14 protein-coding genes are annotated in these 18,572 nt (G+C 61.9%); 3 read left to right on the plus strand and 11 right to left on the minus strand.

Annotated elements, in window-relative coordinates:
- Window position 1: 1 nt before the first annotated feature.
- From AC1MEK_RS15585 to AC1MEK_RS15605, 5 genes are all read right to left on the minus strand, one after another.
- Window positions 2-2,437: a TonB-dependent siderophore receptor gene (locus AC1MEK_RS15585; protein ID WP_480397186.1), complete on the minus strand. Its 2,436-nt coding sequence runs from the start codon at window positions 2,435-2,437 to the stop codon at window positions 2-4.
- 306 nt (window positions 2,438-2,743) lie between these two features.
- Window positions 2,744-3,733, minus strand: coding sequence for a FecR family protein (locus AC1MEK_RS15590; protein WP_480397187.1), 990 nt, complete (start codon window positions 3,731-3,733; stop codon window positions 2,744-2,746).
- Window positions 3,730-4,248 carry an RNA polymerase sigma factor gene (locus tag AC1MEK_RS15595; protein ID WP_480397188.1) on the minus strand — a complete coding sequence of 173 codons (519 nt, stop codon included), beginning with the start codon at window positions 4,246-4,248 and terminating at the stop codon, window positions 3,730-3,732. Before AC1MEK_RS15595 ends, AC1MEK_RS15590 begins: the two co-directional genes overlap by 4 nt.
- Before the next feature lie 262 nt (window positions 4,249-4,510).
- Window positions 4,511-5,230, minus strand: a complete 720-nt coding sequence (locus AC1MEK_RS15600; RefSeq protein WP_480397189.1) for a 3'-5' exonuclease — start codon at window positions 5,228-5,230, stop codon at window positions 4,511-4,513.
- An 11-nt stretch (window positions 5,231-5,241) separates the two neighbouring features.
- Window positions 5,242-7,176: a putative nucleotidyltransferase substrate binding domain-containing protein gene (locus AC1MEK_RS15605; protein ID WP_480397190.1), complete on the minus strand. Its 1,935-nt coding sequence runs from the start codon at window positions 7,174-7,176 to the stop codon at window positions 5,242-5,244.
- Window positions 7,177-7,529: 353 nt separating this feature from the next.
- Here AC1MEK_RS15605 and AC1MEK_RS15610 point away from each other — a divergent pair, with 353 nt between their 5' ends.
- Entirely contained in the window at window positions 7,530-7,976 is a 447-nt protein-coding gene (locus AC1MEK_RS15610; RefSeq protein ID WP_480397191.1) for a response regulator, read from the plus strand.
- A 220-nt stretch (window positions 7,977-8,196) separates the two neighbouring features.
- Here AC1MEK_RS15610 and AC1MEK_RS15615 read toward each other — a convergent pair whose 3' ends face one another.
- Entirely contained in the window at window positions 8,197-10,374 is a 2,178-nt protein-coding gene (locus AC1MEK_RS15615; protein WP_480397192.1) for a malate synthase G, read from the minus strand.
- Between the two features lie 438 nt (window positions 10,375-10,812).
- On the opposite strand from AC1MEK_RS15615, the gene AC1MEK_RS15620 reads away from it, so the two are divergent.
- The gene (locus tag AC1MEK_RS15620) at window positions 10,813-11,331 is read left to right on the plus strand and encodes a glycine cleavage system transcriptional repressor (protein ID WP_480397193.1); all 519 of its coding nucleotides are present in this window, start codon (window positions 10,813-10,815) and stop codon (window positions 11,329-11,331) included.
- A gap of 175 nt (window positions 11,332-11,506) precedes the next feature.
- Here AC1MEK_RS15620 and rarD read toward each other — a convergent pair whose 3' ends face one another.
- From rarD to AC1MEK_RS15645, 5 genes are all read right to left on the minus strand, one after another.
- Window positions 11,507-12,400, minus strand: coding sequence for an EamA family transporter RarD (gene rarD, locus AC1MEK_RS15625; protein ID WP_480397194.1), 894 nt, complete (start codon window positions 12,398-12,400; stop codon window positions 11,507-11,509).
- Between the two features lie 184 nt (window positions 12,401-12,584).
- Window positions 12,585-13,559 carry a serine/threonine protein kinase gene (locus tag AC1MEK_RS15630; RefSeq protein WP_480397195.1) on the minus strand — a complete coding sequence of 325 codons (975 nt, stop codon included), beginning with the start codon at window positions 13,557-13,559 and terminating at the stop codon, window positions 12,585-12,587.
- A gap of 225 nt (window positions 13,560-13,784) precedes the next feature.
- Window positions 13,785-15,713, minus strand: coding sequence for a PhoX family protein (locus tag AC1MEK_RS15635; RefSeq protein ID WP_480397196.1), 1,929 nt, complete (start codon window positions 15,711-15,713; stop codon window positions 13,785-13,787).
- Window positions 15,714-15,818: 105 nt separating this feature from the next.
- Window positions 15,819-16,583 carry a TOBE domain-containing protein gene (locus AC1MEK_RS15640; RefSeq protein WP_480397197.1) on the minus strand — a complete coding sequence of 255 codons (765 nt, stop codon included), beginning with the start codon at window positions 16,581-16,583 and terminating at the stop codon, window positions 15,819-15,821.
- Window positions 16,584-16,662: 79 nt separating this feature from the next.
- A complete protein-coding gene (locus tag AC1MEK_RS15645; RefSeq protein ID WP_480397198.1) occupies window positions 16,663-17,397 on the minus strand; it encodes a ComF family protein in 735 nt (244 codons plus the stop codon).
- A 110-nt stretch (window positions 17,398-17,507) separates the two neighbouring features.
- Between AC1MEK_RS15645 and bioB the strand changes: the two genes are divergently transcribed.
- Window positions 17,508-18,563, plus strand: a complete 1,056-nt coding sequence (gene bioB, locus AC1MEK_RS15650) for a biotin synthase BioB (RefSeq protein ID WP_480397199.1) — start codon at window positions 17,508-17,510, stop codon at window positions 18,561-18,563.
- Window positions 18,564-18,572: the final 9 nt, after the last annotated feature.

Here is an 18,572-nt window from a genome sequence, read left to right on the forward strand (position 1 = left end):
ATTACCATTTGTAGTTCACGCTTGCCAGGACGGTCCGACGGTCGCCGCGGTAGCAGTAGAAGCCGTCGCAAGTCGACAGGTATTCCTTGTCGAACACGTTGTTGGCGTTAAGCGCGACACTCACACCCTTGAGCGAGTTGTTCATGCGACCCAGGTCGTAGTGAACGGCGGCGTCATAAACGGTGTAGGCGTTGCTGTGGCCGTAGTTCGGGTCTGCGACGAAGCCATAGCTGCCAATGGCGATGTTGTCGGTTTCGCCGATGTAACGAGCGCCGAAGCCCAGACCGAAGCCGTCCAGCAGGCCGGTGTGGAAGGTGTAGTCAGCCCAGACCGACGCCGAGTTTTCTGGGGTCAGCGGCAGCGGACGGTTGTGATCCAGAGGGTCAGTGGCCTTGGTCATCTTGCTGTTAGCGTAGGTGTACGACGCAGTCACTTTCAGCTCTTCAGTGACGTTGCCGGTGGCTTCCAGTTCGAAACCACGCACCTTCGCTTCACCCAGTGGACGCGAGACGCCAAGGGTGTCGCTCAGCACGATGTCGCGACGGGTCAGGTCGTAGGCGGCCGCGGTGAACAGCAGATCTGTGCCTGGCGGCTGGTACTTGATCCCTGCTTCATACTGTTTGCCAGTACCCGGTTTGAACGCAACGCCGTTGGCGCCGCCCTGTTCAGCCTGGAACGACTCAGCGTAGGAAATGTACGGCGTGAAGCCCGAATCGAACACGTAGCTCAGCGCAGCGTTGCCGGTGAACGCGCTGTCAGTGCGGTCATCCGACTGATTGCTGTTGTAGAACTTGGTGTCGGTCTTGAGCAGATCCTGACGGCCACCCAGGGTCAGACGCCAGTTATCCAACGCCATCTGGTCCTGAACGTAGATGCCGAAATCATCGGTCTTCTGGTTGTAGTCCTGGAACGCGGTGTAGCTGACGTTGCTGAAATCCTGACCATAGATCGGGCGCACGATGTTACTGGACGGCGCGCTGCCGTACAGCCACTTGTAATTGTGGTTGATGCGCTGGTAATCAGCACCCAGCAATACGGTGTGCTTGACCACGCCAGTGTTGAAGTCAGCCTGGAAGTTGTTATCGAGCGCGAACTGGCTGATATCTTCGTTCACGACGTTCGCGCCGCGGGCAACGGTGCCATCATCCGAAACCGAGCCGAAGTAACCACCCGAAGTGATGGTCTGGAACGACAGATCGCTTTTGGTGTAACGCAGATTCTGCCGGAACTGCCAGACGTCATTCAGGCGAGTTTCAAAGGCATAACCCAGCGAGTAGTAGGTCCGGTCGTAGAATTCCCAATCTGGATCACCCAGGTTTTCGTGAGCTTTCACCCGTCCTACGGCCGTTGGGTACTTGGTCCCCTGAATGGGCAGGAACTGGCTGGTCGCACCGGTATCGTCGCGCGTGAACATGCTGAGGAAGGTCAGCTTGGTGTCCGGATTGATGTTCCAGGTCAGGCTGGGCGCGATGTTATAGCGCTTGTCGTCGATGTGATCGACCTGGGTGCCGCTGTCACGCACCACACCGCTGACGCGATATTCGAAGTTGTCGGCGTCGTCGATCTTGCCGGTGCTGTCGAAGCTGATCTGCTTGCGATTGTAGTTGCCGACCTGAACCTGCACTTCATGGCTGGCTTCGGCCTGTGGGCGACGGCTGACCATGTCGAGCATGCCGCCAGGAGGGGTCTGGCCATAGACCGAGGACGCCGGGCCGCGCAGCACGGCAACGCGTTCCAGGTCCCAGGTTTCCATCTTCGGCATCACGTACGCGCCTTTTGGCAGCGGCAGGCCGTCGAGGAACTGGGTCGGTTCGAAACCACGGATTTTCAGCCACTCGGCGCGGCTGTCGCTGCCGTAGCTGCTGGCGACCACGCCCGGCATGTAGCGCACGGCGTCGTCGAGGTTCTGCACAGCGCGATCCTGCATCTGCTGGCGCGTGGCAACGGAAATCGAACGCGGCGCCTCGGCCAGCGCGGTGTCAGTCTTGGTCCCCGCAGCAGTGCGAGTGGCGGCGTAGCCTTCAACCGGCCCCCACGCACTCTCAACATCACCCTGACGCCCCTGAATGCTGGTTTCCGGCAGCGCCATCACGCCTTCCGGCGCGGGTACTAGGCCGTAGGTGCCTGCTGTGGTCTGGCTCAGTTGCAAGCCGGTGCCGCGCAGCGCCTGGGCCATGGCGCCCGGTGCGTCGAACTGGCCTTGCACCGGTGCCGAGGTGCGACCAGCGGCCAGGGCCGGGTCCAGCGACAGCGCGATGCCGGCCTGGCTGGCGATCTGGGTCAGGGTGGTCGACAGCGGCGCAGCTGGCAGGTTGTAGGCGCGAACGCTGGAAGCCTGCGAGGCAGCCAACACGGGCGAGCTGGCCAAGGGGGCTGCGAGGGCGACAGCGACGGCCAGCAGGCTCGGTCGCAGAAGGGTTTGAAGCGTGCGGGACATGGGCGGGCTCCTGAGTTGAAATTGTTCTCAATGCCTATGTGCCGAACGAGATCGGGAAAGTGATAGAGCCGTATCGAAAATAATTTAGATTTACAATTTCGAGCCGTTTCCGAATGTCACCGCTCTTGATTCTGCCCGAAGGGCGTGGGAGCCCAGCTTGCTGGCGATCTGGCGCGAAGCGGCAGCAAATTCGGCAAATGCGGTGTATCTGAAACAGTGCGGTCGTCTGGTTTTACTGCTGCTTCGCAGCAGATCGCCGGCAAGCTGGGCTCCCACGCCCTGCGGGCAGAATCAAGAGCTTCGTCGTCAGAGCTTGCGAGTGGCCTTGGCATCGCTGGCAATCACCGTGACCCACCAGTGCGTACGCTGCTCGATGGCCACCGGCAGTGTCGGCATCAGGGCCTTGAGGGCCAGGTCGGTGTCGTTGAGCGGAAAGCTGCCGGTGATGCGCAAGTCGGCGACATCCGCCGCAACACCGAGGTGCCCTGAACGATACCGGCCCAGTTCGGCGATCACGTCCTTGAGCGCGGCGTTGTCGACCACCAGCATGCCGCGGGTCCAGGCATCGGCGCCGGGATCGAGGGCGACCATCGGCCCCAGGCTGTGGCGCTGGATCAGCATCTGCTGGCCTTCGTGCAGGATCATTTCATTGCCCGACGCCTGAGGGTGGGCGGCGACGGCCGATTGCAACACGCTCAGCAGCGTGCCGTCGTCCCGCCGTTTGACCAGAAATTTCGTACCCAGCGCACGCATTTGCCCTTCATCGGTCTCGACGATAAATGGCCTTGGGTCATCGTGGCTGCCGGTTTCGACGAAGATTTCCCCTTCCTGAAGAATGATCCGACGCTGCTTGTCGTCGAATCGCACGTCCAGTGCGCTGTGGGTATTCAGGCGCACGAGGGTGTTGTCCGACAGGCGAATGGTGCGTTGCTCACCGGTGGCGGTGCGTTGATCGGCCAGCCAGTAGCTGACCGGCACAAAGCGTTCGCCCAGTACCAGCGTCAACCCCAGCGCCAGGGCAAAGCCTGCAACGCCGCGGCCAAACTTGCGTATCTGTCGCCCGGCGCCATCGCGCGAACGCAGCAGCGCCGAGCGGGCGGGGCCGGTGGCGCCGATAAAGCGCTGATCGACCATGCCCAATTGCAGCCAGGCGCGGGCGTGCTCTTCGCTGGCGGCGTACCACTTGGCGAATTCTTCGCGGTCGGCATCGCTGCCCTGGCCGCAATCCAGACACAGCTGCCAGGCGATAGCGGCGTCCAGCACCTGGGACGAAACCGGCCGAGTGCTGATGCTCATGTCGGCTCGCCGTACAGCGCGGTGTAGCACTGGCGCATACCCTGAGCCAGATACTGGCGCACGCGCGGTACGGAGACGCCGATCTTCTCGGCGATCTCGGCGTGGCTCAGGCCATCGAGGCGGTTATAAAGGAAGGCCGCGCGGGCCTTGCTCGACAGCTTGCCGAGCAGGCGGTCGATGGCCTTGAGGTCTTCGAGAATGAGTTGCTGTTCCTCCAGCGAAGGCTGCTCGGCCTCCGGGATCAGCATCAGTTCGTTGAGGTAGGCCTGTTCCAGCGCGGCGCGACGGAAGTAGTCGAACAACAGCCCCTTGGCCACCTGAACCAGAAACGCCCGCGGTTCGCGAGGTTCGGTCAATTGCTCGCGGCCCAGCAGGCGAATGAACGTGTCCTGGCTCAGATCCTCGGCACGGTGCGGACAGGCGACGTTGCGTCGAAGCCAAGCCAGCAACCAGCTGCGATGGTCGCGATAGAGCGTTCCGACAAGCTGATGTTGAGGACTTTGAAGTGACGACACGTACGCACCGAGGAGAACAAAGTAACTAACGAGAATTATTCGCGATTGTGTCAGAGCGGCAGAATGCTGGCAATTGGTCGTTACATGAAGTAGCTGAACGGTTGGCGTTTTGTAGGAAGTATCTTGAGACGTTACGCTTTTGTGGGAGTGAGCTTGCTCACGATGGCTGCAATTGGATGTTGAATTCGCAAGAAACCTAACGGCGTCTTCGTGAGCAAGCTCACTCCCACACGTGATGTATGGCGATACATCCGGTGCACCCTTAAAACGAATGCGACTGCTGCCTGCGCCGCCACTTCGCCAGGCACTGCTCCAACTGCGCGGGGCTGTCCATCTCTTGGCGGCGGGCCTGGCTGAACAGGATCAGCGCCAGTTCTGCCGTCACCAATGCGTCGGCGCTGGCGTGATGGCGCTCCCCGGCGTGCAGCCCGAAGAACCCTGTCCAGTCGTCCAGCCCCGCCTGGCGCAGACACGCCTGCGGGCAAAGCAACGGGGCGATTTCGGCCACATCCAGAAACGGGTGTTGCAGGCGATAGCCCAGGCTTTCCTTCAATGCGCGGCCCAGCATGTGCTGGTCGAACGGGGCGTGAAACGCCAGCAGCGGGCTGTCACCCAGGAACTCCATGAACTCCAGCAACGCCTCGACCGGCTCGCTGCCCGCCGCAATCGCGCTCGGGCCCAGGCCGTGAATCAATACGCTGGGGCTGAGTTTGTGATCGGGGCGGGAGAGGGTGCGCTCGAACTGTTGGCCCAGGTCGATGGCGCCGTCCTCGATCACCACCGCGCCGATGGACAGCACCTGATCGCGGTTCATGTTCAGGCCGCTGGTCTCAAGGTCCAGCACCACCCAGCGCTGCTGGCGCAGCGGCTTTTCGTTCAGGGTAGCGGGGCGCGGCAGCTCGCTCAGACGCTCCAGCTGTTCGGGTGTCAGGTCCGCCGCCTTGGGGCGCCGGTTGGGGTTGAGCCATTGAAACAGGTTCATGATCGGGTCGCTTAGAGTTGGTAGCGCAGGGTCAGGCTGGTTTGCAGGCGCTGCGCCTGACGGAACGATTCGCGCAGAATCCGCCGGTCCAGGTGGTTGAGCACGTCCGGGTCGATGCGGTTGGACCAGGGCAGGTTCTGCCGGCTCTGCTGCTGATGCTGCTGCATGCGCGTCTGCTGGATGAAGTGGTACGCCTCTTCATAGGCCGCACCGTCCAGCGGGTCGATGACCTCTTTGGCCACCAGCTGACGCAGCCGTTCAAGGGTGTTGTTCGCCGCCACGCCATTGGCCAGCGCGAGCAGGCGGGCGCCGTCGACGAAAGGCGTCAGGCCCTGGGTCTTGAGGTCCAGCGTGTCTTTTTCGCTGCCCTTGCGCGCCACCACGAAATCCTTGAAACGCCCCACCGGCGGGCGTTGACGCAGGGCGTTCTCGGCCATCATGCGCTGGAAAAGCCGATTGTCGGCCACTTGCGCCAGAATGCTCTGGCGCAGTTGCTCGCCGCCGCTTTCCTCGCCCCAGACCACCCGCAGGTCGAAATAGATGCTCGACGACAGCAGATTCTCCGGCGTCGCCTCGCGAATGAACGCGCTGAAACGCCGCGCCCATTCGATGCGCGACAGGCACAGCTCGGGGTTGCTGGCCATGATCCCGCCCTTGCACAGGGCAAAGCCGCACTGCGCCAGGCCCTGATTGATGCGCTCGGCAATCGGCAGCAGTTTGCCGCGAATTTCGGCGGCTTCGGCGGCGTCCTTGGCTTCGAACAGAATGCCGTTGTCCTGATCGGTGTGCAGCGTCTGTTCGCGGCGCCCCTCGCTGCCGAAGCACAGCCAGCTGAACGGGATGCCGGGGTCGCCTTTCTCCTGCAGGGTCAGCTCGATGACCCGGCAGACCATGTGATCGTTGAGCAGGGTGATGATGTGGGTGATCTGCGTCGAGGAGGCGCCGTGGGCCAGCATGCGGTCGACCAGCTGCACGATGTCGCCGCGCAGGTTGCTCAGCGAATCGATGCGCGGGGCGTTGCGGATGGTGCGGGCCAGGTGCACCAGGTCGACCCGCTGCAGCGAAAACAGGTCGCGCTCGGACACCACGCCGCACAGGCGCTGGTCCTTGACCAGGCAGACATGGGCGATGTGGCGTTCGGTCATGGCGATCGCCGCGTCGAAGGCACTGGCGTCGGGGCTCAAATAAAACGGCGCCTGAATCATGCTGCGCTCGATGGGCTGGCCGAAGTCGGCATTGACGTCCGCCACCACCTGACGCAAATCGCGCAGGGTGAAAATCCCCAACGGTGCGCGGGCGTCATCGACGATCACGATGCTGCCCACTTGCTGTTCATCCATCTGCCGCACCGCCTCGCGCAACGGCGTTTGCGGCGAGCAGGTCACGGGGTGGCGCATGGCCAGTTCGCCCAGGCGCGTGTTGAGCGAGTACTGGGTGCCGAGCGTTTCCACGGCCTTCTGCTTGACTTGCTGATTGACCTGTTCGAGCAGGCTGCTGACGCCGCGCAAGGCAAAGTCGCGGAAGGTGCTGGAAAGCGCGAACAGCTTGATGAAGGCCTGCTTGTTGAGTTGCAGGCAAAAGGTGTCTTCGGCGGCCAGGTGCTCGGTGCGGGTGGCGCGTTCGCCCAGCAGCGCAGCAAGCGGAAAGCACTCGCCGGTGGTGATTTCGAAGGTGGTTTCGGTGCCGCCCTTCGCCGAATGCGGGCGTTCGCCCACGACGCGACCCTGTTTGACGATGTAGAAGTGCTCTACTGGCCCATCGCCAGGCTTGATGATGCTCTCATGCGTAGCGTAGAAACGCAGCTGGCACTGCTCAACCAGATAGGCGAGATGGGCATTCTCCATCTGATTGAATGGCGGGAATTTTTGCAGGAACTGCATCGTGCCGTGGATGTTCTGCAACACGGCTGTCCTGCCTGCCTGGGTGAAAGCGTCCGCTTTGCTCATGAACGGTACCACTTGTTTTTATGGACTCATGGTCGAATGCTTATCGGGCAGTGCCCATTGGACGTAAGTCTTAGGCTCTGTACGAAAAGTGGCTGCGCTCAGCCATGCTGCGTTAAAAACAGGCTCGCAATGCTCATTTAGGGTCCTAAACTCCGCTTGCTCGCCTGTTTTTGCCTTGCCTGGCTTTCGCTCGCCTACTTTTGGTACAGAGCCTAGGCGATGCAACACCGCTGGAGTGCTTCTATTGATGGAGCGCATGGCCGTCCTGGCCTGGCATGACGCCGACGAAGTGTGCAGCGCATTCGCTGTGTTTGCGCTGTCGGAATGAGAGTCGACAGGAAGATGAGACGGGTATGTTCGATCACGACATTTTGAGTGATGAAGAGCGCGATGCCCTCAACGAGGTGATGGTCGCGCCGCAGTCACAATCGCCACAACGGGTGCTGATCGTCGACGATGACAAGGATGCGCGGGAGATACTGGCCGAAATCCTCAGTCTCAACGACATCAGCTGCATCACCGCCGCCGGCGTCGCCAGCGCGATGCAATTGCTTGAAACCCGACCGTCGATTGCCTTGCTGATCACCGATCTGCGCATGGCGCCCTGTGACGGGCTGGACCTGATTCGTCGGGTCCGTGATTCCGACCGCGCGGCGCTGCCGATCGTCATCGTTTCCGGCGACGCCCATGTGCGCGACGCCATCGATGCGATGCACCTGAGTGTGGTGGATTTTCTGCTCAAGCCGATCAACACCAAGCAGTTGGTGCGGCTGGTGAAGCGGGAGTTGGGGATGGCGTAAAGTCTGCACAGGACCACGGAACGCTGCGAACCCCTGTAGGAGCCGGCTTGCTGGCGAATGCGGTGTGTCATTCGACATAAATGTGACTGACCTGACGCATTCGCCAGCAAGCCGGCTCCTACAGTTGATAAGCGCGGTGCCATTAGGATGGGTGTAGTCGGTTGGACATAAAAAAGGCGGTGTGTCGCAAGACACGCCGCCTTTTTGTTGGCCCGCTCGCTTACAGGCCGTTCTTCGCCTTGAACTCACGGCGGCGGCGGTGCAGCACCGGCTCCGTGTAGCCGTTCGGCTGTTTGGTGCCTTCGACCACCAGCTCGACAGCGGCCTGGAAGGCGATGTTGCTGTCGAAGTCGGCGGCCAGCGGACGATACAGCGCATCGCCTGCGTTCTGGCGATCCACCACCGGCGCCATGCGCTTGAGGCTTTCGATCACTTGCTGCTCGTTGACCACGCCGTGGCGCAGCCAGTTGGCGATCAGCTGGCTGGAAATACGCAGCGTCGCGCGGTCTTCCATCAGGCCGACATCGTTGATGTCCGGCACCTTGGAGCAACCCACACCCTGATCGATCCAGCGCACCACGTAACCGAGGATGCCCTGAGAGTTGTTGTCCAGTTCGTTCTGGATCTCTTCGGGCGTCCAGTTGGTGTTCGGTGCCAGCGGGATGGTCAGGATGTCGTCGACCGAAGCCGGTACGCGCTGGGCCAGTTCGGCTTGGCGGGCGAACACGTCGACCTTGTGGTAATGCAGCGCGTGCAGCGCAGCGGCAGTCGGCGACGGTACCCAGGCAGTGTTGGCACCGGCCAGCGGGTGGGCGACTTTCTGCTCGAGCATCGCCGCCATCAGGTCCGGCATGGCCCACATGCCCTTGCCGATCTGCGCGCGACCCTGGAGGCCGCACTTGAGGCCGATGTCGACGTTGGAGTTTTCGTACGCGCCGATCCACTTCTCGGCCTTCATCTGCGCCTTGCGCACCACCGGGCCTGCTTCCATCGAGGTGTGGATTTCATCGCCCGTGCGGTCCAGGAAGCCGGTGTTGATGAACACCACGCGCTCTCTGGCAGCCTTGATGCAGGCCTTGAGGTTGACCGTGGTGCGGCGCTCCTCGTCCATGATCCCGACCTTCAGGGTGTTGCGCGGCAGGCTCAGGACGTCTTCGATGCGGCCGAACAGCTCATTGGTGAACGCCGCTTCTTCCGGGCCGTGCATCTTGGGTTTGACGATGTACATCGAACCCTTGCGGCTGTTGGCCCGCGAGGTGTTGCCCTTGAGGTTGTGGATCGCCGCCAGGCTGGTCACCAGGCCGTCGAGAATGCCTTCCGGCACTTCGTTGCCCTGGTTGTCGAGGATCGCATCGATGGTCATCAGGTGGCCGACGTTGCGCACGAACAGCAGCGAACGGCCGTGCAACGTTACCGGCTCGCCTTTGGGCGAGGTGTAGACGCGGTCCGGGTTCATGGTGCGGGTGAAGCTCGTGCCGCCCTTGGAAACCTCTTCGGACAGGTCGCCCTTCATCAGGCCCAGCCAGTTGCGGTAGACCACGACCTTGTCGTCGGCATCGACCGCGGCGATGGAGTCTTCGCAGTCCATGATGGTGGTCAGCGCGGCTTCCATCAGCACGTCTTTGACGCCGGCGGCGTCGGTCTGGCCGATCGGGCTGGCTGCGTCGATCTGGATTTCGAAATGCAGGCCGTTGTGCTTGAGCAGGATGGCGGTCGGCGCCGAGGCCTCGCCCTGGAAGCCGATCAGCTGGGCATCGTCGCGCAGGCCGGTGTTGCTGCCGTCCGCCAGGCCGACGATCAACACGCCATCGACGAGGGTGTAGCCGGTAGTGCCGACGTGGGAGCCGGTCGCCAGTGGCGCGGCCTCGTCGAGGAAGGCACGGGCGAAGGCGATGACCTTGTCGCCGCGCACCTTGTTGTAGCCTTTGCCTTTCTCGGCGCCGCCTTCATCGCTGATGGCATCGGTGCCATACAGCGCGTCATACAGCGAACCCCAGCGGGCGTTCGAGGCGTTGAGGGCGAAACGGGCGTTCATGACAGGCACGACCAACTGCGGGCCGGCCATGGTGGCGATTTCTTCGTCGACGTTTTGCGTCGTGATCTGGAAGTCCGCCGCTTCTGGCAGCAGATAACCGATTTCCTTCAGGAAAGCCTTGTATGCGGTGGCATCGAAGGCCTTGCCTGCATGGGACTGGTGCCAGGCGTCGATGCGCGCCTGCAAGTCGTCACGTTTGGCGAGCAGGGCTTTGTTCTTCGGCGCCAGCTCGTGAATGAGCTTGTCGGCGCCGGCCCAGAAGGCATCGGCTTGAATGCCGGTTCCGGGAATGGCTTCGTTGTTCACGAAATCCAGCAGGACTTTGGCGACCTTAAGGCCACCGACTTGAACGTGTTCAGTCATTGCTTGCCTCACTCTGCTCAGCTATCTGCGCCTCGATCACGGGCGCAATCTTGTTAAAGCCATCGACATCGCCGCCCGCCCTTGCCAGAACATGCCTTCGCAGGCGGCTGGGCCGGGGCTCTGGTGAGCGGCGATGCTGGGTCAGGCATCTTTTCAACGTTTATGTAGTGAACGCGGCGGAATACTACATGAGGAGTTGCGGTGTGAGAATCAGACTAAATATGTCACCAATCGACTGGTTTTTTACAAATAGTCACATCGCGGTTACGGATGTTCTCAAAAAGTTCATGAATTGTTCCAGAGAAATCTAAAAATGGTACACAAAATGTTTTCTCAGGAAGCAGTCAGGCGCTGCCGGGGAGCTTGCCTATACTTGCCCGACAGCCGCGCAGGCCGGTGTTGCAGCCTGTGGACATGCACTAGAAGAGGACTCGGCCGATGGACCATCTCATCGTCACGGTATTTGCCCCCGACAAACCGGGGCAGGTCGAACAGATCGCATCAACCATTGCAAATCACGGTGGCAATTGGCTGGAAAGCCGCATGACTCACATGGCCGGGCAGTTCGCCGGGATACTGCGCATTGGCGTACCGGCCGAAGCTCATGAACAATTGCGCGATGCGCTGGAAGGGTTGGCCAAGCACAACATTCGCGTGCTGTTCGCCGAAATCGGCATCGAAACTACCTGCACCTGGAAGCCGATCAGCATGGAACTGGTGGGCAACGACCGGCCGGGGATCGTGCGTGATGTCACGCGTCTGTTGACCGAGCAAGGGGTCAACGTCGAGCAGTTGGTGACCAATGTCGAGCCCGCGCCGATGAGCAGCGAGCCGCTGTTTCGCGCCAATGCCACATTGGGGCTGCCGCTGACGTTGTCGCTGGATGTATTGCAGAAACGGCTGGAGACCCTGGCCGATGATTTGATGGTGGAGCTGAAACTTGAGGCTGACAAATAGCGCCGCGCTGGCGTACATCTCTGGATCCCGCATGTACGCACACCCTCTGTAGGAGCGAATTTATTCGCGAAAATTGTACAGGCGACACACCTGCGTCGCCTGATCGGGCCAATCGCGAATAAAGTGGAGCGCCACCCCGGTCGCTCCTACAGGGGTTGGGTCGGGTTCTTAATGATCAGCGGCTTTCCCGGCGCCGCGTGGTCAGCCACGCATCGACGCTATAAACGATCAACCCCGCCCAGATAAACCCGAATGTCACCTTGGTCGCCGCGGGCATCGTTTCGCCAAACATCAATACCGCCAGCGACAGCACCAGCGTGGGCGCGATGTACTGCAAAAAGCCCAGCGTGGCGTAGGGCAAGTGCCGGGCAGCGGCGTTGAAGCACACCAGTGGCACCAGGGTCACCGGGCCGGCGGCGGCCAGCCACAGCGCCTGGCTGGTGGTCCAGAATTCGGGCTGCGCGCTGTGGGCCATCGGGTTGAACAGCAGCCAGCCAACGGCCAGCGGCACCAGAATCCAGGTTTCCACCACCAGCCCCGGCAGTGCGGCGACCGGTGCTTTTTTGCGGATAAGCCCGTAGAAGCCGAAGCTGAAGGCCAGTGCCAACGAGATCCAGGGCAGGCTGCCGACTTGCCAGACCTGCTGCGCCACGCCCACTAACGCCAGAATCACCGCCGCCCATTGCAGCGGGCGCAGCCGTTCGCGCAGCAGCACCATGCCCAGCATCACGTTGATCAGCGGGTTGATGAAGTAGCCCAAGCTGGCCTCGACCATGTGGTTGTTGTTCACCGCCCAAACGTAGATCAGCCAGTTGCCGGCGATCAGCGAGCCGCTGCCCGCCAGAATCGCCAGCCGGCGCGGATTGGCTTTGAGCTCCTGCCACCAGCCGGGGTGTTTCCACACCAGCAACAGCAACGAGCCTGAAATCGCCGACCAGATCGCCCGGTTGACGATGATTTCCAGTGCGGGCACCGACGCGAGCAGCTTGAAGTAGATCGGGAACAATCCCCAGATGATGTAGGCGCTCAGGCCCAGAATGTACCCGCGACGCGGGTTGGCAGCTTGCATGGGTGGTCCTTCGGCAAGTTGTGATGTTGTATTGGCAAGGAGTTGATCGGTTGCGCTTGGCCCGTAGCAGCACGGCTTACCGGCGGGAGCGTTGTGTCAGTCAGTACATTTGTTGCTGACCCACCGCCCCGCCGGCAAACGGAGCGCCGCCCGGCCGGGCTGCTACGAGAGGTCTCTGCGTTCTCTAAAACAGCTTTAAGGGCTCTTCATTCAGCGCCGCCAGTTGCTCGCGCAACGCCAGCACCTGGTCGCCCCAATAGCGCTCGGTACCGAACCAGGAAAAGCTGTGCGGGAACGCCGGGTCGTCCCAGCGGCGGGCCAGCCAGGCGCTGTAATGCATCAGGCGTAGCGCGCGCAGCGGTTCGATCAGCGCCAGTTCCCGCGGGTCGAAGTCGTGAAACTCGTTGTAGCCATCCATCACTTCCGACAGCTGGCTCAGACAATCCTGACGACTGCCCGCCAGCATCATCCAGATGTCCTGCACGGCGGGGCCCATGCGGCAGTCGTCCAGATCGACGATATGAAAGATCTCGTCGCGGGTCATCATGTTGCCGGGATGGCAGTCGCCGTGCATGCGGATGTTCTGGTGCGGCGTGGCGGCGTAGGCATCTTCCACACGCTTGAGCAGATCCCGCGCCACTGACTCGTAGGCCGCAAGCAGGCTGCGGGGAATCACGTCGTTTTCCAGCAGGTACGCCAGCGAGTTGTGGCCGAAGTTCTGCACGCCCAGCGCTTCGCGGTGCTCGAAAGGGCGGGTGGCGCCGACGGCGTGCATGCGCCCCAGCAACTGGCCCAGGCGATAAAGTTGGTCGAGATTGCCGGGCTCTGGCGCTCGACCGCCACGGCGCGGGAACAGGGTGAAGCGGAAACCCTGATGTTCGAACAGGGTCTGGCCGTTGTGCACCAGGGGCGCGACCACCGGGATTTCCACCTCGGCCAGTTCTGCGGTAAAGCTGTGTTCTTCGAGGATGGCGGCGTCGGTCCAGCGCTCGGGCCGGTAGAACTTGGCGATCAGCGGCTGGCCGTCTTCGATGCCGACCTGATAGACGCGGTTTTCGTAGCTGTTGAGCGCCAGAATGCGCGCGTCGCTGACAAATCCGATGCTTTCGACAGCGTCCAGCACCAGATCAGGGGTGAGTGTTGCAAACGGGTGAGCCATGCCTTACTCCTGCGCGCAGCAGGCTGCCGCGTCGGGCTCGTCATGGTAACTCAGACGTCTGATGGCTGACACAAATCTCCTTGTGGGAGTCGGCTGGGGTAAGACGCAAGGCGAAAACTTGTGGGAGCCGGCTTGCTGGCGAAGTTGTCAGGTCAGACACCTCAATGGTGAATGACCCACCGCATTCGCCAGCAAGCCGGCTCCCACAAAATCTTCGCCTTCGGGTCAGGCGCCGATGATCCCGCCATCCTCCCGCGTGATCACCATCACCGACGACCTCGGCTTGCCATCCGGCAGATGCTCGGGGAAGGTCGAGCCGCCTTTCTCGCCCGGGTGCTGGATGCCCACGAACATCGCCTTCTGGTCCGGCGCGAAGCTGATGCCGGTGACCTCGCATCCCACCGGCCCGACCATGAACCGGCGAATCTCACCGCTGGCAGGGTCCGCGCAAAGCATCTGGTTGTTGCCCATTCCGGCGAAGTCGCCGGCGTTGGAGTAATCGCCGTCGGTGAGGATCCACAAGCGTCCGGCCTTGTCGAAACCCAGGCCGTCCGGGCTGTTGAACATGTTCTGCGCAGAGATATTGCTCGAACCTGCCTGCGGTTTGCCTGCGTGCACGGTGGGGTTGCCGGCGACGACGAACAGATCCCAGGCAAACTCCATGGAAGCGGCGTTAGAGCCGTTCTCCTGCCAGCGCAGAATCTGCCCGTACTGGTTCTTTTCCCGAGGGTTGGGGCCGCCCACCGGCTGGCCCTCTTCGCCGCGTTTGACGTTGTTGGTCAGGGTGCAATAGACCTGCCCGTCCTTGGGGCTGACCACGATCCACTCCGGGCGGTCCATGCGCGTGGCCTTGACCACGCTTGCTGCCAGACGGGCATGGATCAGCACTTCGGCCTGGCTGGCGAAACCGTTCGAGGCGTCGATGCCGTGCTTGCCGTGGCTCAGTTCGATCCACTTGCCCTGGCCTTTCGGGTGATCGGCATTGCTGTCGCCGTTGTCGAACTGCGCCACATACAGCGTGCCGTGGTCGAGGATGTCGCGGTTGGCCTTGGGGTTCTTGTGGTCGACCTTGTCGCGGCTGATGAATTTGTAGATGAACTCGCCGCGCTCGTCGTCGCCCATGTACACCACCACGCGACCGTCCTTGGTTTCGGTCAGTGCGGCGTTTTCATGCTTGAAGCGGCCCAGCGCTGTGCGCTTGACCGGGGTGGATTTCGGGTCGAACGGGTCGATTTCCACCACCCAGCCATGGCGGTTGAATTCGTTGGGGTTTTTCGCCACGTCAAAGCGCGGGTCGTGAGGGTGCCAATTGACTTCCTTGCTGGTGGCGACCACGCCATAACGCTTGGCGGCGGCGTCGAATTTATGCGCAGGATCGCTGCTGCCGAAGCAGTCGGTGAAGTTCTCTTCGCACGTCAGGTAGGTGCCCCAGGGCGTCTTGCCGTTGGCGCAGTTCTGGAAGGTGCCGAGCACATTCTTGCCGGTTGTGTCGGCGGCGGTCTTCAACCATTCGTGACCGGCAGCAGGGCCGCTCAAATGAATCGGCGAGTTGCCGTGAATGCGGCGGTTGTATTTCGAGCCTTGGACGAACTTCCACTGACCGCCTTCGCGCTTCACTTCGATGACCGAAACGCCTTCGCTGGCCAGCGCCTTGTGCACGTCGTCGGCCGACTTGGGGTCCTGGCCGTGATCGAACAGGTAGCGGTAGTTGGTGTACTCGTTGTTGATCGCCATCAGCGCGCGGGTCGCGGTGTTGGCGTCGTCGCCGGGGAAGGTGAACAGGCTCATGCCGTCGTTGTTGTCGCCGAACTGCAGCTCCTGAGCCTTGGCCGTGCCTTTGCCGCTGGCGTCAAAGGCTGGGCCACCTGCGTGCAAGGGCTGCCCCCAACTGATCAGGACCTGGGACTTGTACCCCGGCGGCAAGGTAATGCTGTCGGCGGTGGAGGCGGGGATGCTGTCGAAACCCAGCAATGCGCTGTTACCGGCGCTGACGCTGGCGGCCATGACACTGCGGCTGAGCAGGCTGCCGCCCAGGAACATCGCCGCGCCACACAGGGCGCCCGCGCTGATGAAGCCTCGGCGGGTCAGACCCACACTGTTTTCCATCACGAGGGTTTCGAGGTCGGTCGACTGGTTTTCTTCGAGTAGGTTCATCACGGGCTTCCTGCGGTTTTTGCCGCAAACCTTATTCAGCCCGTATGACGCTATTGTGTCTGCCGTATGACGGCAAATGGCCTGTTTTCTGGCGTTTGAACAGTGCTAGAGCGGCGTGCCAATCAGCACGTTGGACGGCGCGAATTGCACCTGCACCGCGCTGCCGACCTTGAGTTTCAAGGCCTTCAGATGCTCCGGCGCGGCCAGTGCGCAAAGCTTCTGACCGCTGGGCAGGACGATTCTGACTTCGTTCGGGCCATCGTCTGCGTCGAGAATTTCGTCGATTTCTCCGCTCAAACAATTGTGTCCAGTTGTTGCCGTCTGATCCGGCGCCAGCAACTCCAGCCAACCCGCCTTGATCAGGGCGAACACATCGGCCCCGTCTTCGAGCCCCAGGCGGATCGTGCTGTCGTGAGTAATCTGCGCATCGATCACAAGCCCGCCCGCCAGTTGCAGCGAGATCAGATCGTTGCGCCCGAACGCTGTGACACGCACCACCTGACCATGCAGCTGATTGCGCGCGCTGGTGCGCAACATCAGCCGGCTGAGCAGCGCCAGATCGCCGGATTCCTCCGGGCTCTCCAGCAATTGCGCCTGCAAGGCCTGCAAACGCTGATACAGCCGCAGCACCCGCTCGCCTTCCTCTGAGAGCCTGGCACCGCCGCCTCCACGTCCACCGACACTGCGCTCGACCAGCGGTTTCTGCGCCAGGTTGTTCAGCTCATCGATGGCATCCCACGCCGCCTTGTAACTGAGCCCCGCACTCTTCGCCGCGCGGGTGATCGAGCCCTGCTCGGCAATATGCTGCAACAGCGCGATGCGATGCGGGCGGCGGACCATGTGTTGGGTGAGGGAGGGTGGTAGCGACATAGTGGCGGGGTTTTATAGTCGGGGGATGAGGGCGGAGTGTAAGCCATAACGCCCGAGTATGAGTCGCAGGAAGACATCTTCAATCACCAGGCTTCGCCGTCCTCGCCAGGCAATACACATCCACCTTCCTCGCCCCCGCCCGCATCAACAACCGGGCCAGTGCGTCTGCCGTCGAACCCGTAGTCAGCACATCGTCGATCAGGGCGATATGCAGCCCGGCCACGCTCGCAGGTTCGGTCAGAATGAAGGCGTTGCGCAGGTTGCGTTTGCGGGCGCGGGCGTCCAGTGCTTGTTGGGCGGGGGTGTCTTTCGTGCGTTTGATCAGCGTTTCATTGACCGCAAGTTTCAGCGCGCCGCCCAGACAGTGAGCAATCATTGCCGCCTGGTTGTAACCGCGCTGGCGCATTCGTCGGGTCGAGAGCGGCACGGGGATCAGGATGTCAGGCCGTTGCAGGCCTTCCGCGAAACGGTGCGTCAGGTGCTGGGCCAGCAGTTCGGCCAGCAATCGGCCCAACGGCCATTTGCCCTGGTGTTTGAAGCGTGTGACCAGCGCATCGATGGGGAAGTCGTATTGCCACGGCACGATGACGTCGTGGAAGGCCGGCGGCTGCCGCACGCATTGGGCGCAGGTCAGGCCGGTAATGGGCATGGGCAGCGCGCAGTGGTCGCATTGATCGATCAGCCACGGAAGCTCGCTCTCGCAGGGCATGCAGATGGGGCTGAGAGCATCGGTGGGCTCATCGCACAGCAAACAGGTCTGTATGTTTTTTAACCAGATGTAAACCTGATGCTTATCCCATGGTTGACAGTGCATGCCGCTTCCTTAACTATGCCGAACATCCGTGTTGCGCCTGTGGTCTTTCCGGTTCTGCCGAATGTGCCGAACCGCCCGGGTAGTCGCCAAATACATCAAGGAGCCGCCCCATGAGCGCCAGCATCAATGCCACTTTGCGTCACGACTGGACCTTAGCCGAGGTCAAGGCGCTGTTCACACAGCCCTTCAATGACTTGCTGTTTCAGGCGCAAACCGTGCACCGCGCTCACTTCGACGCCAACCGCGTTCAGGTCTCGACCCTGCTGTCGATCAAGACCGGCGCCTGCCCTGAAGACTGCAAGTACTGCCCGCAGTCCGGCCACTACAACACCGGCCTTGAGAAAGAAAAGCTGATGCAGGTCCAGCAGGTGCTGGAAGAAGCCGCCCGGGCCAAGGCGATCGGTTCGACCCGTTTCTGCATGGGCGCCGCCTGGAAACATCCATCGGCCAAAGACATGCCCTACGTGCTGGAAATGGTCAAAGGCGTGAAGGCCATGGGCCTGGAAACCTGCATGACCCTGGGCAAGCTGGATCAGGATCAGACCAAGGCGCTGGCCGAGGCCGGTCTGGACTACTACAACCACAACCTCGACACCTCGCCGGATTTCTACACCCGCATCATCACCACCCGCACCTACAGCGAGCGCCTGCAGACCCTGGCCTATGTGCGCGACGCCGGCATGAAGATCTGCTCCGGCGGCATCCTGGGCATGGGCGAGTCGCTGGACGACCGCGCCAACCTGCTGATCCAGCTGGCGAACCTGCCGGAGCACCCGGAGTCGGTGCCGATCAACATGCTGGTGAAAGTCGCCGGTACGCCGCTGGCCAACGCTGAAGACGTCGACCCGTTCGATTTCATCCGCATGCTGGCCGTGGCGCGCATCCTGATGCCGCAATCCCACGTGCGTCTGTCGGCGGGCCGCGAGGCGATGAATGACCAGATGCAGGCCCTGGCGTTCTTCGCCGGTGCCAATTCGATTTTCTACGGCGACAAGCTCTTGACCACCGCCAACCCGCAGGCCGACAAGGACATGCTGCTGTTCTCGCGCCTGGGCATCCAGCCGGAAGCGCGCGAAGAGCACGCCGATGAAGTGCATCAGGCGGCAATCGAGCAGGCGCTGATCGAGCAGAAGAGCAGCGAGATGTTCTACGACGCGGCGGTTTGAGGCCGACGC

It is taken from the genome of Pseudomonas sp. 2, assembly GCF_056627435.1.

Excerpts from the sequence above, each read along its gene's own strand:
- AC1MEK_RS15605 (WP_480397190.1), bottom strand. The coding sequence starts at position 7,176 with ATGAGCAAAGCGGACGCTTTCACCCAGGCAGGCAGGACAGCCGTGTTG.
- AC1MEK_RS15585 (WP_480397186.1), bottom strand. The coding sequence starts at position 2,437 with ATGTCCCGCACGCTTCAAACCCTTCTGCGACCGAGCCTGCTGGCCGTC.
- AC1MEK_RS15640 (WP_480397197.1), bottom strand. The coding sequence starts at position 16,583 with ATGTCGCTACCACCCTCCCTCACCCAACACATGGTCCGCCGCCCGCAT.
- AC1MEK_RS15610 (WP_480397191.1), top strand. The coding sequence starts at position 7,530 with ATGTTCGATCACGACATTTTGAGTGATGAAGAGCGCGATGCCCTCAAC.
- AC1MEK_RS15635 (WP_480397196.1), bottom strand. The coding sequence starts at position 15,713 with ATGAACCTACTCGAAGAAAACCAGTCGACCGACCTCGAAACCCTCGTG.
- AC1MEK_RS15630 (WP_480397195.1), bottom strand. The coding sequence starts at position 13,559 with ATGGCTCACCCGTTTGCAACACTCACCCCTGATCTGGTGCTGGACGCT.
- bioB (WP_480397199.1), top strand. The coding sequence starts at position 17,508 with ATGAGCGCCAGCATCAATGCCACTTTGCGTCACGACTGGACCTTAGCC.
- AC1MEK_RS15600 (WP_480397189.1), bottom strand. The coding sequence starts at position 5,230 with ATGAACCTGTTTCAATGGCTCAACCCCAACCGGCGCCCCAAGGCGGCG.
- AC1MEK_RS15615 (WP_480397192.1), bottom strand. The coding sequence starts at position 10,374 with ATGACTGAACACGTTCAAGTCGGTGGCCTTAAGGTCGCCAAAGTCCTG.
- AC1MEK_RS15620 (WP_480397193.1), top strand. The coding sequence starts at position 10,813 with ATGGACCATCTCATCGTCACGGTATTTGCCCCCGACAAACCGGGGCAG.
- rarD (WP_480397194.1), bottom strand. The coding sequence starts at position 12,400 with ATGCAAGCTGCCAACCCGCGTCGCGGGTACATTCTGGGCCTGAGCGCC.
- AC1MEK_RS15590 (WP_480397187.1), bottom strand. The coding sequence starts at position 3,733 with ATGAGCATCAGCACTCGGCCGGTTTCGTCCCAGGTGCTGGACGCCGCT.
- AC1MEK_RS15645 (WP_480397198.1), bottom strand. The coding sequence starts at position 17,397 with ATGCACTGTCAACCATGGGATAAGCATCAGGTTTACATCTGGTTAAAA.